This window comes from Mesorhizobium kowhaii, from assembly GCF_042431665.1.
Lineage (GTDB): Bacteria > Pseudomonadota > Alphaproteobacteria > Rhizobiales > Rhizobiaceae > Mesorhizobium > Mesorhizobium kowhaii.
The window spans coordinates 52,630-68,051 of sequence record NZ_JBHLYT010000011.1 but is presented as its reverse complement, the minus strand read 5'-3'; the positions used below and the strand labels follow the sequence as shown (position 1 = coordinate 68,051).

The window sequence follows — 15,422 nt, the reverse complement described above, 5'->3', positions numbered from 1 at the left end:
TGCTTTCCGAACCTTCGGCTCAGGCCGAGGCACGCGCCTTCAGCTCCAGCCGCCGCGCGTGCAGCACCGGTTCGGTGTAGCCGTTGGGCTGGACACGGCCCTTGAACACCAGGTCGCAGGCGGCCTGGAAGGCGATGGAGCTGTCGAAGTCGGCGGCCATCTGGCGGTAGAGCGGGTCGCCGACATTCTGCAGGTCGACGATGGCCGCCATGCGCCGCAGGGAATCCATCACCTGGATGCGCGAGCAGACGTCGTGGTGCAGCCAGTTGGCGATGTGCTGCGAGGAGATGCGCAGCGTGGCGCGGTCCTCCATCAGGCCGACATCGTTGATGTCAGGCACTTTCGAACAGCCGACGCCCTGGTCGATCCAGCGCACGACATAGCCGAGGATGCCTTGCGCGTTGTTGTCAAGCTCGCGCTGGATCTCGTCGGGAGTCCAGTTCGGCCGCCTTGCTACCGGCACCGACAGGATGTCGTCGAGCTTGGCCTTGGGCCGGTTCTTCAGCGCCGCCTGCACGGCATGCACATCGACCTTGTGATAGTGGATGGCATGCAGCGTCGCCGCCGTCGGCGACGGCACCCAGGCGGTGTTGGCGCCGGCCCTGGGGTGGGCGATCTTCTCGGTGAGCATCGCCGCCATCAGATCGGGCATCGCCCACATGCCCTTGCCGATCTGAGCGTGGCCAGCCAGCCCGCATTCGAGCCCGGTGTCGACATTCCATGCCTCGTAGGCGGAAATCCAGGCGGCCTGCTTCATGTCGCCCTTGCGGATCATCGGGCCGGCTTCCATCGAGGTGTGTATCTCGTCGCCGGTGCGGTCGAGGAAGCCGGTGTTGATGAACACCACGCGTTCTTGTGCCGCGCGGATCGCCTCCTTGAGGTTGACGGTGGTGCGCCGCTCCTCGTCCATGATGCCCATCTTGATGGTGTTTTTGGCCATACCGAGCAGGGCTTCGACACGGTCGAAGATCTCGACGGCGAAGGCGACTTCCTCCGGCCCGTGCATCTTGGGTTTCACCACATACATCGAGCCGGCGCGGGAATTGGCGCGGCGGCCGCTCGGACCGACATCATGCAGCGCGATCAGCGCCGTCATCGCCGCGTCCATGATGCCTTCCGGAACCTCACTGCCGTCGCGGTCAAGGATTGCCGGATTGGTCATCAGGTGGCCGACATTCCTGACCAGCATCAGCGAGCGGCCGGGCACGGTCAGCGTGCCTCCTGCGGGCGCGGTGTAGGAGCGGTCGGGATTGAGCTTGCGAACAAAACTCTTGCCGCCCTTGGTGATCTCTTCCGCCAGGTCGCCCTTCATCAGGCCGAGCCAGTTGCGATAGATCACGACCTTGTCCTCGGCATCCACCGCCGCAACCGAATCCTCGCAGTCCTGGATGGTGGTCAGTGCCGATTCCAGTATGACATCGGCGATGCCCGCCGGATCGGTGCGGCCGATCTGGTTGTTGCGGTCGATCACGATCTCGATGTGCAGGCCGTTCCTGACCAGCAGCACGGCATCGGGATTGGCGGCGTCGCCGCGATAGCCGACGAATTGTTTCGGATTAGCCAGCGTGGTGGAGCCGGCGCCAGCGCTCAGCCGCAGCGCGCCTTGCGCCAGCGACAGGCCGTTCACCCCGGCCCATTTGCCCAGGGTGAGCGGGGCAGCCTCATCGAGAAAAGTTTTCGTCCAGGCAACGACCTTGGCGCCGCGCGCCGGATTAAAGCTTTTGCCTTTCTCGGCGCCATCGGTTTCGGGAATGGCGTCGGTGCCGTAGAGCGCATCATAGAGCGAACCCCAGCGCGCATTGGCGGCGTTGAGCGCATAGCGGGCATTCATCACCGGCACCACCAGCTGCGGCCCGGCAACCACTGCAATTTCCGGGTCGACATTTTCGGTCGACACGCTGAAAGCCGGCCCCTCGGGGACGAGATAGCCGATCTCCTTCAGGAAGGTCTTGTAAGCCTCCATGTCGACGGGCGCGCCATGGTCGCGATACCAGCCGTCGAGTTGCTCCTGCATGGCGTCGCGTTTTGCCAGCAGCGCCCGGTTCTTGGTGCTGAGGTCATGGACGATGGCGGAAAAGCCGTTCCAGAAGTCGGCCGCTTCGATGCCGGTGCCGGGCAGCGCCTCGCCAGCCACAAAATCATGCAGCTCGCGGGCAATCCGCAATCCGGCGATCTCGATGCGATCGGTCATCAGGCTTCTCCAGATGAAAGGCTTTGCGGGCCTTTGGCATGTCAGGGTGCATGGGTCAATTCAGCTTAGGGTGAAGGTGGCGTATTTACATCGCTTCACACGGCGTGCGGGATTCAGGTCAGGCCGAGTCGAAAATGGTGGATTCCGAGAACCGGAGCGGAGCGTACTTTTTTGTACGTGAGCACCGGAAGCGCAGGAAGCCGCCATTTGCAGGCCGGCCTTCACCTGAATCTAAACAGCAATCCTTGGCCTTCCCGAGGCCACCGCCACCACATGCGCCTCGATGAACATGCGCTGGGCTTCGACGGTCGAGACGCGGAATTCGGTCGCGACCTCGATCTCGGCGCTGTCGGTGCCGGCATCCCTGGCCCGTTGGGCAACGATGGCGCGGACATCGGCCTCGGCGGCCGCGATCGCTGCCGCCTCGTCGAGGAAATCGCGCACGGTTTCACCCGAGGCAAGACGAAACAGCCCTTCCTTGGGCTGGCTGACCCGCGCTTCGGCCGAAACCCTGACCTGGCCGACGACGGCGCCGAGCGCGTTGGCGACATCGGTGTCCTCCGGCACCACGCAGTCATTGCCGATCAAGGGCGGCAGGCCGGCATAGTGCAGTGGCGCGGAGGCGCCGAGGCCGATGACCGGGCGGTCGAGCGCGACGCTCAGCCGGGCGATGCCGGGATGGGCGTCGACAGCGCGCTGCACCAGCGCATGCGCCACCGTCGACGCGCCGTCGAGCCCGTCCTCGGCAAAGGCGGTCTCGAGGATGTATTCGGCCGACCAGCGCGTCAGCGTCACCAGCACCCGCTCAGAGATCACCTCCGGCGACGCAGCGATCGGCTGGCCGCGGCCGTCGCGCTTGCGCGCGAACAGTTCGGCGCCGAGGCGAGCGGCGACCGGATCCCAGTTCGCCTGCTTGCCCAGCACATGGGCGGCGTCCGACGGCGTGAAGCCGGCGACATGCACCAGCCCACGCGACACCAGCCGGTTAAGCGTCGCGTTCTGCGCGTTAGAGGTCAAAAGCCTGTCGACTGCGAGCGGCACGGCACCAATCGCCTCGTAGAGCCGCGCTTCGGCGCCGGTCAATCCGGCGGCGAGCCGGTCCGGCACGCCGGTGCGTACCGCGAAGCGGCCGTCCATGCGGCCGGGATTGGGCGCGCGCAGCTGGCGCTCCAGCTCCGCCGTCACCGCCTCGCCATGCGCCATGCCGCCCAGCGCCAGCGGCACCAGGCGGCGCGGTCCGAGCAGGATTTTTGGGTTGAGCGCGCCATCCTCCAGCGCCACTTCGGAATCGCCGCCAAGGCCGAAGGTGCGCATGGCCACCGCCTCGACCATGGTGCGGAAGCCGCCGACGGTGGCACCTTCCGGATCGAGCCGCGGCCGGCCCTTGTCGAGAACGGCGACGTCGGTGGTGGTACCGCCGATGTCGGAGACCATGGCATTGTCGAGCCCGGTCATATGACGGGCGCCGACCAGGCTGGCGGCCGGGCCGGACAGGATGGTCTCGATCGGCCGCTGGCGGGCAAACGCCGCCGACACCAGCGCGCCGTCGCCGCGCACCACCATCAGGGGCGCGGCGATGTTGCGCTGTTCGAGAAAGCCCTCGGTTGCCGCCACCAGCCGGTCGATCATCGAGATCAGCCCGGCGTTGAGCAGCGTGGTGAGCGCCCGGCGCGGGCCACCGAGCTTGGCCGACAGCTCGTGGCTGGCGGTGACCGGCAGGCCGGTCCTTTCGCGGATCAGCTCGCGCGCGGTGATCTCGTGCGCCGGATTGCGGGTGGCGAAATAGGCGCAGACGGCGAAACCGGACACCGAGGCGCCGAGTTCCGGCAGCGCTGCCTCCAGGCCGGACAGGTCGAGCCTGGCGGCATTGCCATGCACGTCATGGCCGCCGGGGCAGAACACCACCGGGTCGGTGCCGAGCGCGGCCTTCAGCCCGTCGCGGGCGAGGTCAGCCTCGGAGAAGCCGATCATCACCAGCGCCACGCGGCCGCCCTGGCCCTCGACCAGCGCGTTGGTGGCTAGCGTCGTCGACATCGAGACCAGTTTGATCGCGGCCGGATCGGTGCCCGCCTTCTGCAGCACCGCGTCGACCGCGCCGGAAATGCCGACGGCAAGGTCATGCCGGGTGGTCAGCGCCTTGGCCTTGGCCAGCACCTTTCCCTTGTTCGGCCCCTCTTGCTTGCCTTCCGTTTCAGACCACAGCACGGCATCGGTATAGGTCCCGCCGGTGTCGATCCCGAGGAACAGCGGCTTTGGCTTGGTCTTGGCGGTCATTTCTGATGGTGGTCCGGCTGGCGAATTTGTCTGACCCTGCCCTTAGCCGATACAGGCCGGGCGATAAAGACGCGACCGCTAGGCCAACACGTGATGATCATGATGAGGACTTGATCACTCCGTCTGGGGGAGATCTGTAGCTTTGGCCGCAGCACTATTGACCATCTCCCGCCGACGCCGGAAGTCTTCGGGCCATGACCGAAGGGAGTCTGGCGAGATGCCGCTATTTCGCCGTGACAGTGCCTTTCATCGAGCTATGGATCGCACAATGGAATGGGTGTGCGCCGGCAGCTGATATCTTGACCTTGGCGCTCTTGCCGGTGGCGAGATGGCCGGTGTCGAAGGAGCCGTCAAGCGCGGTGGCGGTGTGGGTCATCGGGTCGGCATTGGTGAAGGTGACGGTATCGCCGACGGCGACCGAGATTTTCGACGGGTTGAATTTCATGCCCTTGATCTGGACCGCATGATTGGCGGCGTAGGCGGGGATGGCAAAGGCAAGCAGAGCGAGAACGATCATGGTGCGCATGATGGATTTCCTCCTGAGCGCGGACCCTCATCCTACACTAACGCTGGCGAACGGCCTTTCATGCCACGAAGCCGATCTTTTTATGCGTCCCATCGCAAAACGGCTTGTTGGCCGAGTGGCCGCAACGGCAGAGGAAGGTGCGTTGCGTGCGATCGACGGTGTGGCCGGTGCCGGTGACGATCTCCAGATTGCCCTCGAGCTTGAGCGGGCCGTCCTTCGTCGGGGTGACCTTGAGCGGACCGTCGCGCGTTTCCAGCGCCGGTGTGTCCTTCAGGGGCGGCTCGCCGGTGGCGGTGAAACCAGATTTGTTGTGGCTGCCGTCGCAGAACGGCTTGTTTTCCGAAGCGCCGCAGCGGCAGAGCGTGGCGCGATAAAAAGTCTCGCCGTCGAGCACGATCTCGGCATGTACGGCCAGCGGGCCGTTTTCCCGCAGACGCACCGTGTTGACCACCGGCGACTGTTCCTGCGGCCCGCCATCCTTCCTGACGTAGGTGATGGCGCCCGAGGGGCAGCTTTCGGCGATGGCGACGATCTTCTCGACGCTGGCCGCCTCGGGATGGATCCATTGCCCCGGCGCGTTGGGCACGAAGACGTGCGGATCGCCAAGCACGCAGTTGCGCGAATGGATGCAGCGCTTGCCGGAGAACCCGACGTCGATCTTGTCGCTTTCGACCATGCCGGCCATGGCTAGCCTCCTGTTGCCTGGAGCACGTCGCGTCCAAACGGACAGACGCGGCGCGCTTTGGGTGTTTGTGCAGGCTATGTTTTAACGCAATTCCCTAAGGGACGCGCTACGCGCTTTTCCCGGGAAAACCGTTTCACACATTTCCTGGAATTGCTCTATGGCTCCAGCCGGAAAACCGTCAAGCTGGCAAACCGGTCAGGGGACCAGATCAATTTCTTCGGTCTCGCCGCCGCTGCAGGTATAGCAGCAATCGTCGCATTTTTCCTTGTTGCCGGGGCCGACGCCCCAATAGGTCTCCTCGTCGCCATCGACCCAGGCGCCGTAGCAGATCGATTCCCCTTCGTTGCAGGATATCGGCAAGGACTTGGTCTCGCCGTCATTGAGGTAAAAATCCTGGTCGTTGCCCGGCCAGACATAGTCGCGGTCCTGGCTGTAAAGCTCGAGGCGCATGGCATTGGGATGGCTGTTCTTGATGGCAAAGGTAACGTCGCCGGCATGTGCCGACGGTGCGACCAGCATGACGAGAGACAGCGCGGCCAGCTTGCGGCGCGCATAGGCATAAAACATGGTAACCCCCTGGAAAGACACGGCCTACCCGGCCGCGGTGCGACCATGGCACGCTGCATTGAATCGCGGAAGTGGGTCGGCTGAACCGATCCCTGACTTAATTTGGGTCCGATGCCCGTTGCCTCGTCCCTACGGCACCAGATCGATCGCCAGGCCGGCATCACCTGAATATCGACACACCTTAGGGCACCAGATCGATCGTCTCGGTCGTGTGTTCCACGCAGATGAAGCAGCAGGTGTCGCAGGGCTGGTCATTGTCCGGCCCAACGCCGGCGGAGATGCTGTCGTTGCCATCGACCCAGGCGCCGTAGCAGATGTGTTCGCCCTGATTGCAGGTGAGTGGCACCGATTTCTGCGAGCCGGGATCGATCAGAAACACCTGATCGTTGCCCGGCCAGACCGTTTCGCGGTCGCGGCTGAACAGCTCGACCGCAACCGCTTCCTTGCGCAGGTTCTTGACGAAGAAGGCCATCTCGGTGGCCTCGGCCGAACTGGTGAAGACCAGGGCAGCCAGCACAGCCAGGCGAAACAGCGTCACGGTCTCGATCTCCCGAATCATGGCGGCAGAATCGCATGCCTGCCGGGAACTAGGAAGACGCAGCACCCTGCGCCGCGATCTCGCGCCCCAGCCGCATCGTTTCATGTACCAGAAGGTCGAGATCCTCGCGCCGGGTGCGGTGGTTGGTGATTGCCACCCGCAGCCAGTGCTGGCCATGCACCGTGGTGTCGGAGAGTGCTGCAATGCCCTCTTCCTGCAGTCGCAGCATGATTTCGGTGTTGAGCGCCTTCAGCGCCTCACCGGCAAGGCCAGGCTGATAGCGGAAACAGACGATGTTGATGGTTGGCGAGGCGGCGAGCTCCAGTTCCGGCTCGGCCTCGATCAGCCCGGCGAAATAACCCGCCTGCGCGATGTTCTGGTCGATCAGGCGGCCGAACTTGTCGCTGCCATGCTCCTTCAGCGCCATCCACACCTTGAGCGCGCGAAACCCGCGCGTCGTCTGCAAGCCGTAATCATGCAGCCATTCGCCGGAGGCGAGGCCGCGCGGTGTCGATTCCAGAAATTCCGGCGTCACCGCGAAGGTCTTGCGATGCGCGACGGCATCCCTGACCAGGGCGCAGCCGACCTCGAACGGCGCGTGAAGCCATTTATGCGGATCGAGCGCGACCGAATCGGCCCATTCGATGCCGGCGACGCGATGGGCATTGTCAGGCGCGATGGCGATCAGCGCGCCGATGCAGCCGTCGACATGGAACCAGAGGTCTTCCTCATGCGCCAGCTTGGCAAGCGCCTGCAGGTCGTCGATCGCGCCGGTGTTGACCGTGCCGGCCGTGCCAATGACGCAGGCCGGCTTGAATCCGGCCGCGCGGTCCTCGGCAATCGCTGCGCGCAAGGCAGCGATGTCGATGCGCAGTCCGGCATCGGTCGGGATGCGGCGCAGCGCCCGGTTGCCGAGGCCGAGCGCCTCCATCGCCTTGCGGTGGCAGGAATGGATCTGGTCCGAGCCGTAGAAACGCAACGGCTTCTCGATGGCGGCAACGCCATGCTCGCGCACGTCGATGCCGGCCTTGGCGTTGCGCGCTACCGTCAGCCCGATGATGTTGGCCATCGAGCCGCCGCTGACCAGCGTGCCGCCGGCAGAAGCAGGAAAACCCAGCATCTGCTTGCACCAGTTCACCACCTGGCTGTCCATCAGCCCGGCGGCATGGTTGCCGCCGCCGAGATTGGAGCCCTGGATTGCCGCGAGGAAGTCGCCGAGAGCGCCGGCAAGGTTGCTCGACCCCATGTACCAGGACCAGAAGCGCGGATGGATGTTGCCCATCGGATAGGGCATCACATTGCGTGCGACCTCGGCATAGACATCGGCGAGCGGCGATGGCGATCGCGGCAAAGGTGCGGTGAAGAATGCCCGCACCTCGCCGGGCATCTCCTGCCACACCGGACGCTCCCTGACATCGCGCAGATGAGCGACGGCATCGTCGACGATCCGGTGCGACAGGGCCTGCACATCGGCCCAGTCCCGGGGGTCAAGCGTTTCCTCGGCCATCATGCCAAGGGTTTCCTGCGCCGCGTCCATGACCGGTCCTCCCTCAAGCCGCCGGGAACTGGCAGCCGGGCGTCGAGCGCGACAGGGCGATCTCGTCGGCGTCCATCTCGGCCTCGATGCCGTCGAACAGCGGCGTCGACATGTAGCGTTCGCCGGTGTCGGGCAGCATGCACAGGATCACCGCGCCGGCTGGCGCCCGTTCGGCGACCTGCCGCGCCACGGCGAAGGTGGCGCCGCCGGAAATGCCGGTGAAGATGCCTTCCTGGCGTGCCAGCGCCTTGGCCCATTTGATGCCCTCGGGCCCGGCAATCGGCATCACCTCGTCATAGAGGCTGGCGTCGATCGCTTCCTGCAGCACATTGGGGATGAAGTCCGGCGTCCAGCCCTGGATCGGGTGCGGCTCGAAGGCCGGGTGGGTGGCGGCGGGAGCGCCATCGGCACCGCGCTGCTGCGCCTTGCCGCTGCCGATGAGCTGCGCGTTGGCCGGCTCGGACAGCACAATGCGGGTGTCCGGCCGCTCGCGGCGCAGCACGCGCGCCACGCCTACGACCGTGCCGCCGGTGCCATAGCCGGTGACGAAGCAGTCGAGCCGCGAACCGGCGAAATCGTTGATGATCTCGCGCGCCGTGGTCGCCTCGTGGATGGCGGCATTGGCCGCCGTCTCGAACTGGCGGGCGAGGAACCAGCCATTGGCCTCAGCCAGCTCCACCGCCTTGTTGTACATGCCAAAACCCTTCTCGGCGCGCGGCGTCAGCACCACCTTGGCCCCCAGCATGCGCATCAGCTTGCGGCGCTCGACGGAAAAACTGTCGGCCATGGTGACGACCAGCGGATAGCCCTTCTGCGCGCAGACCATGGCCAGCCCGATGCCGGTGTTGCCGCTGGTCGCTTCGACGATGGTCTGGCCCGGCTTCAGCGCGCCGCTGCGCTCACCCTCCTCGATGATGTTGAGCGCCAGCCGGTCCTTCACCGAGGCGCCGGGGTTGAAGAACTCGGCCTTCACATAGATCGTCGCATGGGCCGGCCCCAGATTGTTGATGCGGACCACCGGCGTGTCGCCGACGGTGTCGAGAATGCTGTCGAACAGGCGGCCGCGCCCGGCCGTGGTCCTGATTTTCTGCTGATGCAACATCTTTGATCTCCTCGATCGTTTTCCATCACAAGCCGGTTACAAACCGGCGGCTTGGGCGGCGAGGTTTCGAGACCTTGCCGCGATAGGACAGACATGCCGGCGATGCGGCAATGGCGGTATCCGGCGCGAAATTCGCAGCCGGATGCGCCGTGTCGCGTTCGGTGGTACAGGAGAGGCCGACAGGCCAGCGTGGGAGCAGGCGTGGAAACGCACGTGGAATCCGCCACATCGAGGCTGGACGGCGAAGCGACCGGCCTATCCGTGCGCCTGCTTGGATCGCTGACGATCTCCCGCAACGGCGTTCCGGTGGCGCTGCCGGCCTCACGCAAGCTGCGCGCGCTGTTTGCTTATCTGGCGCTGGCGCCGCACGCCGTTGGCCGCAGTCGCCTGTGCGAGCTGTTGTGGGACGTGCCCAACGACCCCCGTGGCGAGCTGCGCTGGTGCCTCAGCAAGCTGCGCGGCGTTCTCGACGAGCCCGACCGGCGCCGCGTCTCCACGCAAGGCGACACGGTCGCGCTTGATCTGAGCGATTGCCCGGTTGATGCGCTGGAGGTCACCAACGCTGCCGCGCAAGGGATCGGCGCCCTTGACGTGGAGCGGCTACGGGCGCTGGCAAAACTGTTCGCCGGCGATTTCCTCGACGGCCTGGAGCTCGAACGCAGCCCGCATTTCAACAGCTGGCTGGTCGCTCAACGCCGCCGCTTTCACTCATGCCATGCCGCCGTGCTGGAGCAGCTTGCCGCAAACCATCCGGCTGACACACCGGATGTGTCCGCGTATCTCGACAAATGGGTCGAGCTGGCGCCATTCGACACGCGCGCGCATGTGGCACTGCTGGCCAATCTGGCCGAGCGCGGCGAGATCGGCGCCGCCGAGGATCATTTGGCGTCGGCGGCTCGGCTGTTCCAGTCGGAGGCGCTCGATTTCGGACCGGTCCACGCCGCCTGGCGGGCGATGCGCGAGCAACGGTCAGGTGCTTCGTTCCGGGCACAACCGGCCTGCCTGTCCGCAGTGTCGCGTCTGGTCGCCGCACCCGACGACGCCGGTCCGGTCGAGCCCAGCCACGCTTCGCTGGCGGTAATGCCGTTTGTCGAGGAAACCGGCGGCACGCGCGGCGGGCTCGCCGACGGTTTCACCCACGACATCATCACCCGCCTGGCCAAACTCAGGGATTTCTTTGTCATCGCACGCGGATCGGTGTTTGCACTGGCCGAGAAGAACATCGCGCCCGAGGATGCCGGGCGCCGGCTGAATGTCGACTATGTCGCCACCGGCACCGTGCGCAGCCCGCCCGGCCGCCTCATTGTCAGCGTCGAGCTGATCGAAGTGCGCACGGCCAGGATCGTCTGGGCCGAAACGTTCGAGCGCCGGCCCGATGACATCTTCGGCGTGCTTGACGATATCGGCAACAGCATCGTCTCGTCGATCTCGGCCGAGATCGAAACGGTCGAGCGCAACCGCGCCATGCTGAAGGCGCCCAATTCGCTCAACGCCTGGGAGGCCTATCATCGCGGCCTCTGGCACATGTACCGCTTCACCCAGGCCGAGAACGAGCACGCGCGGCATTTCTTCGATATGGCCGTGCAGCTCGATCCCACCTTTGCCCGCGCCTATGCCGGCCTGTCCTTCACCCATTGGCAGAACGCCTTCCAGCGCTGGGGCGACCGCGACCGGGAAAGTGGGCTGGCCTTCGAGAGCGCCGGCCACAGCCTGCTGGTCGACGACCACAATCCGGCCGCGCACTGGGCGATGGGCCGGGCGCTGTGGCTGCGCGGCGAGCAGGACGGCTCGCTGCTCGAGCTGGAACGGGCGGTCGATCTCAGCCCCAACTTCGCGCTTGGCCACTACGCGCTGTCCTTCGTCCACTCGCAGTCGGGCGACCCGCAGGCGGCGATCGGCTCGTCCGACCATTCGCGCCATCTCAGCCCGTTCGACCCGCTGCTGTTCGGCATGCTGGGGGCGCGGGCGATGGCGCATGTCCGGCTCGGCCAGTTCGAGGAGGCGGCCGAATGGGCGCTGAAGGCGGCGGCGCGGCCCAACGCCCACGCCATCATCCTGGCGATCGCAGCACACTGCCTGGCGCTGGCGGGACGCCTCGACGAGGCGCGCGGCTTTGCCGCCGCCATCCGCAAGACGTTGCCGAACTATGGCGTCGACGATTTCATCGGCACCTTCCGCTTCGAGCCGGACGCCGTGGCGCTGTTCCGGCAAGGCGCAAGGCGGATCGGGCTGGGCTGAAGCCGGGATGCCACCAAAACTTCGGCCTCAATTCCGCCGGGTTAACAATGTCGGAAGGGGATGCTTAACCGTTTTCGGCTATGTCACCCCCCGGGGGGCCTGACAAAGTGAGTATGATGAGCAACAGCCCCGACAAGCGCAACGAATGGCGCGCCATCTTTTACGTGCAAGCCCGCGTTGCCATCCTGTTCGTGCCGGTTGTCGCCAGCCTGCTGATCATAGCCGCACTGGCCGGCAACGAACGCAAATCCGTTCCCGGCACGATCGACCCGACCGTCACAGGCTCCGTGCGATAGACCGGTGGTCGTCAGTTCTTCGGGGCGGCCGGCAAGGAGGAACGGCCAGGCGCTTGGCGTGCGCTATCGGTGCGTTGTCGTTTGGCGCCAAAGTCATCCAATGGCACTGAGTGAATGGGCGCGGACGATCAAGCGCGACGTGCATGCGCTCTACCTCGCCGCACGCGATCCCCGAACGCCGTGGTACGCCAAGGCGCTTGCCTTGTGTGTCGCAGGCTACGCCTTGTCCCCAATCGACCTGATCCCCGATTTCATCCCGGTGATTGGCTACCTCGACGATGTGATCCTGGTCCCCTTGGGCGTCCTTGCCGTGATCAAGATGATACCGCCCGAGGTGATGGCGGAACACAGGGAGGCCGCCGCCCTTGCCGTTGACAGGCCAGTGAGCCGCAGCGCCGCGGTGATCATCGCTTGCATCTGGATCGCTTCGGTCGCGCTGGCGGGATGGCTGGGATATCGATACTTCGCCGGCAGATTTTGAAGTCGCGTCCCGATAACGTCGGGCTCAATAAAAGCGCGGGATCGGACCGTTCTGTGGCGTGGTGCGGTCGCCGAGGTCGAGAAAGACCTCGTCGATGTAGCACCATCCCCAGCCCTCCGGCGGATCGTAGCCCTCGATGATCGGATGTCGGGTGGCGTGAAAATGCTTGGTGGCGTGACGATTGGGCGAGTCGTCGCAGCAGCCGACATGGCCGCAGGTGCGGCAGAGCCGCAGATGCACCCATTCCGAGCCGCTCTTCAGGCATTCCTCGCAACCGAGCGCGCTCGGCGTCACGTCCTTGATATCAGCCGCATGCCTGCATTCATCCGCCATCACATTCTCCCGATCCGTTCCGGCGTAACGGCCTGGCTGCCGTCTTGCGCGAGATATGCGTGCAATGCCGCCACCACCTGGGCACCTTCGCCGACGGCCGCCGCAACGCGCTTGACCGAGCCGGCGCGGACGTCGCCGATGGCAAACACCCCGCTGCGGCTCGTCTCCATCGCACCATGCCCCGATCCTAGGTCGGATCCGGTGCGCACGAAACCCTTGGCGTCCAGCGCCACGTTGCAGTTCGCCAGCCAATCCGTATTCGGGTCGGCGCCGATGAACAGAAAGAGGTGGCGGATCGGGCGCGTCGTTTCCGCGCCGCTGGCGCGGTTGCGCCACCGCACGGTGGCAAGACTGCCCTCGTCGCCGTCCAGCGCCTCGACCTCGGTCCCGGTCAGAACCTCGATGTTCGGCTGCGCCCTGATGCGCTCGACCAGATAGCGCGACATGCTGGCATCGAGGCTGCCGCCGCGCGCCAGCAGCGTCACCTTGCGGACGTGGCTGGCCAGGTAGACAGCCGCCTGTCCGGCCGAATTGCCGGCGCCGACCAGCGCCACTTCCTGGCTCTGGCAAAGCCGCGCTTCGATCGGCGAGGCCCAATAATGCACACACGTTCCCTCGAACTGCGCCAGGTTGGCGACATCGAGGCGGCGGTAGCGCGCGCCGCTGGCGATCACCACGGTGCGCGTCCGCACGGTCTCGCCGTCGCCAACATCAAGCGTGTAACGGGCGCCGTCGGTCGCAGCGCTCAGCAGCTTCGCCTCGTCCGGTATCACCATTTCGACGCCGAATTTCTGCGCCTGGTTGTAGGCGCGCGCCATCAGCGCCATGCCCGAAATGCCGGTCGGGAAGCCGAGATAGTTCTCGATGCGCGAAGAGGCGCCGGCCTGTCCGCCGAAGGCCCGGCAATCGAGCACGATCGTCGACAGCCCTTCGGACGCCGCATAGACCGCCGCCGCCAGCCCCGCCGGCCCGGCGCCGACGATGGCGACGTCGTATAATTTGTCGGCATCGATCGGCCGCAGCAGGCCGATGCAGCGGGCGAGGTCCTTCTCGCCGGGATTGAGCAAAAGCCGGCCGTTCGGACACAGCACGATCGGCAGATGATGGGGGTCGACATCGAAGCGCTCGACCAGGGTTTTGGCACAGGGATCACTGTCGGAATCAAGCACACGGTGCGGCTGGCCGCTGCGAGCCAGGAAACCCTGCAGCCGCAAGACGTCGCTGTTGTCGACGGGCCCGATGATGACCGGCCCACTGGTGGCGCTTTCCAGCAGCCCGACACGGCGCAGGATCAGCGCCCGCATGATGCGCTCGCCGAGATTGGCCTCCTGCACCATCAGGTCGCGCAGCCTCTGCGAGGGGATGACGAACGCCTCCACCGGCTCGGCGGCCTGCGCATTCACCAGCGAGGGGCGGGCCGAAAGCTGCGCCAGTTCGCCGACAAAACTGCCCGGACCATGCGTGACGATCGTTTCGCGCCGGCCGAGCCCGCCATCCTGGATGATGTCCACTCTGCCCGACAGGACGACGATCAAGCCGGGCGCCACATCGCCGGCTGTGACGATGTGCTCGCCGGCGGCATAGAAGCTGGCCTCGCCGAACCGGCGCATGTGATCGATGTCGGCTTCAGCCAGCGTTGGGAACGCCTGATCGCGACGGGCACCGAAGATCGGGTTGGTGGTTTGAGACATGGTTTCGAGCCTACCGAAGCGGCCGCGGAGTTTGAAGCGGTTTGTTGGGCGCCTAGCCGGGAGGAGAGGTTGGCGGCAACAAAAAAGCCCGGACGAACCGGGCTTTTTTTCTTTGAGTCTCTGAACCGTCGAATGGTTCGAACGGGAATTTGGTGCCCAGAAGAGGACTCGAACCTCCACTCCTTGCGGAACACGGACCTGAACCGTGCGCGTCTACCAATTCCGCCATCTGGGCTGGTGCGGGCTCATGTAAGCGGGCAAGCGATGTGTGTCAACGCGCTTTTTTCAAAGCGTTTGCCGCTTGCCGGCTCAGCCCTCCAGCACTTCCTTGGAAGCCACCGTCGAATCGGCGTTGAGCTGGTAGATGACCGGCACGCCGGTGCCGAGTTCCAGTTTGACGATCTCCTCGCCCGACTTGCCGTCCAGCGCCATAATCAGCGCGCGCAGCGAGTTGCCGTGCGCGGCGACCAGCACGGTGCCGCCGCGCAGCACATGCGGCTGCAGGTCATGCAGGTAGTAGGGCCAGACGCGGGCGCCGGTGTCCTTGAGGCTTTCGCCGGCCGGTGGCGGCACGTCGTAGGAGCGGCGCCAGACATGCACCTGGTCCTCGCCCCATTTCTTGCGCGCATCGTCCTTGTTGAGGCCGGAGAGATCGCCATAGTCGCGCTCGTTCAGCGCCTGGTCGCGGATGGTTTTGAGATCGCTCTGGCCGACGGCGTCGAGAATATGCTGGCAGGTTTTTTGCGCCCGGATCAGCGCCGAGGTGAAGGCGATGTCGAATTTCACGCCGCGCGCCTTGAGTTTTTGGCCCGCGGCCTTGGCCTCGGCGTGGCCCTGCTCGGTCAGGTCGACATCGCGCCAGCCGGTGAACAGGTTCTTCAGGTTCCATTCGCTCTGGCCGTGGCGCACGAGCACGAGGGTTCTCGACATGTTTGCTCCCTTCAGTTTGGCAGATTGGCAGAT

At 65.5% G+C, this 15,422-nt stretch carries 14 protein-coding genes and 1 tRNA gene; 3 read left to right on the top strand and 12 right to left on the bottom strand.

Annotation, left to right across the window (positions count from 1 at the left end; genetic code table 11):
• Window positions 1-19: 19 nt before the first annotated feature.
• The 8 genes from ACFFNA_RS12085 to ACFFNA_RS12050 form a co-directional block, all read right to left on the bottom strand.
• Window positions 20-2,191, bottom strand: a complete 2,172-nt coding sequence (locus tag ACFFNA_RS12085; protein WP_378918436.1) for a malate synthase G — start codon at window positions 2,189-2,191, stop codon at window positions 20-22.
• A 231-nt stretch (window positions 2,192-2,422) separates the two neighbouring features.
• Window positions 2,423-4,465 (bottom strand): hydantoinase/oxoprolinase N-terminal domain-containing protein, encoded by a 2,043-nt coding sequence (locus ACFFNA_RS12080; RefSeq protein WP_378918434.1) that lies wholly within the window; start codon window positions 4,463-4,465, stop codon window positions 2,423-2,425.
• 223 nt (window positions 4,466-4,688) lie between these two features.
• Entirely contained in the window at window positions 4,689-4,991 is a 303-nt protein-coding gene (locus tag ACFFNA_RS12075; protein ID WP_111545332.1) for a cupredoxin domain-containing protein, read from the bottom strand.
• A 58-nt stretch (window positions 4,992-5,049) separates the two neighbouring features.
• Window positions 5,050-5,676 carry a CDGSH iron-sulfur domain-containing protein gene (locus tag ACFFNA_RS12070; RefSeq protein ID WP_378918432.1) on the bottom strand — a complete coding sequence of 209 codons (627 nt, stop codon included), beginning with the start codon at window positions 5,674-5,676 and terminating at the stop codon, window positions 5,050-5,052.
• Between the two features lie 195 nt (window positions 5,677-5,871).
• Complete coding sequence (locus ACFFNA_RS12065; protein ID WP_378918430.1) at window positions 5,872-6,243, bottom strand: hypothetical protein; 372 nt, start codon at window positions 6,241-6,243, stop codon at window positions 5,872-5,874.
• Window positions 6,244-6,424: 181 nt separating this feature from the next.
• A complete protein-coding gene (locus ACFFNA_RS12060) occupies window positions 6,425-6,802 on the bottom strand; it encodes a hypothetical protein (RefSeq protein ID WP_378918428.1) in 378 nt (125 codons plus the stop codon).
• Between the two features lie 28 nt (window positions 6,803-6,830).
• Window positions 6,831-8,318: a pyridoxal phosphate-dependent decarboxylase family protein gene (locus ACFFNA_RS12055; RefSeq protein ID WP_378918426.1), complete on the bottom strand. Its 1,488-nt coding sequence runs from the start codon at window positions 8,316-8,318 to the stop codon at window positions 6,831-6,833.
• A gap of 13 nt (window positions 8,319-8,331) precedes the next feature.
• Window positions 8,332-9,420, bottom strand: coding sequence for a PLP-dependent cysteine synthase family protein (locus tag ACFFNA_RS12050; RefSeq protein ID WP_378918424.1), 1,089 nt, complete (start codon window positions 9,418-9,420; stop codon window positions 8,332-8,334).
• A 213-nt stretch (window positions 9,421-9,633) separates the two neighbouring features.
• Here ACFFNA_RS12050 and ACFFNA_RS12045 point away from each other — a divergent pair, with 213 nt between their 5' ends.
• The 3 genes from ACFFNA_RS12045 (at window position 9,634) to ACFFNA_RS12035 (ending at window position 12,435) form a co-directional block, all read left to right on the top strand.
• The gene (locus ACFFNA_RS12045; RefSeq protein ID WP_245445957.1) at window positions 9,634-11,658 is read left to right on the top strand and encodes a transcriptional regulator; all 2,025 of its coding nucleotides are present in this window, start codon (window positions 9,634-9,636) and stop codon (window positions 11,656-11,658) included.
• Window positions 11,659-11,774: 116 nt separating this feature from the next.
• On the top strand, window positions 11,775-11,954 hold the full coding sequence (locus tag ACFFNA_RS12040) for a hypothetical protein (protein ID WP_167458518.1): 180 nt from the start codon (window positions 11,775-11,777) through the stop codon (window positions 11,952-11,954).
• A gap of 100 nt (window positions 11,955-12,054) precedes the next feature.
• Complete coding sequence (locus ACFFNA_RS12035) at window positions 12,055-12,435, top strand: YkvA family protein (protein WP_378918422.1); 381 nt, start codon at window positions 12,055-12,057, stop codon at window positions 12,433-12,435.
• A gap of 24 nt (window positions 12,436-12,459) precedes the next feature.
• On the opposite strand, the gene ACFFNA_RS12030 is transcribed toward ACFFNA_RS12035, so the two are convergent.
• The 4 genes from ACFFNA_RS12030 to ACFFNA_RS12015 all read right to left on the bottom strand — a co-directional run bounded on the left by ACFFNA_RS12030 (window position 12,460) and on the right by ACFFNA_RS12015 (window position 15,389).
• The gene (locus ACFFNA_RS12030; protein WP_111545339.1) at window positions 12,460-12,768 is read right to left on the bottom strand and encodes a UBP-type zinc finger domain-containing protein; all 309 of its coding nucleotides are present in this window, start codon (window positions 12,766-12,768) and stop codon (window positions 12,460-12,462) included.
• Window positions 12,768-14,459, bottom strand: coding sequence for an FAD-dependent oxidoreductase (locus ACFFNA_RS12025; protein ID WP_378918420.1), 1,692 nt, complete (start codon window positions 14,457-14,459; stop codon window positions 12,768-12,770). Before ACFFNA_RS12025 ends, ACFFNA_RS12030 begins: the two co-directional genes overlap by 1 nt.
• A 150-nt stretch (window positions 14,460-14,609) precedes the next feature.
• Window positions 14,610-14,694 (bottom strand) — tRNA-Leu (locus tag ACFFNA_RS12020).
• 74 nt (window positions 14,695-14,768) lie between these two features.
• Window positions 14,769-15,389, bottom strand: a complete 621-nt coding sequence (locus ACFFNA_RS12015) for a 2,3-bisphosphoglycerate-dependent phosphoglycerate mutase (protein ID WP_378918418.1) — start codon at window positions 15,387-15,389, stop codon at window positions 14,769-14,771.
• Window positions 15,390-15,422 lie beyond the last annotated feature (33 nt).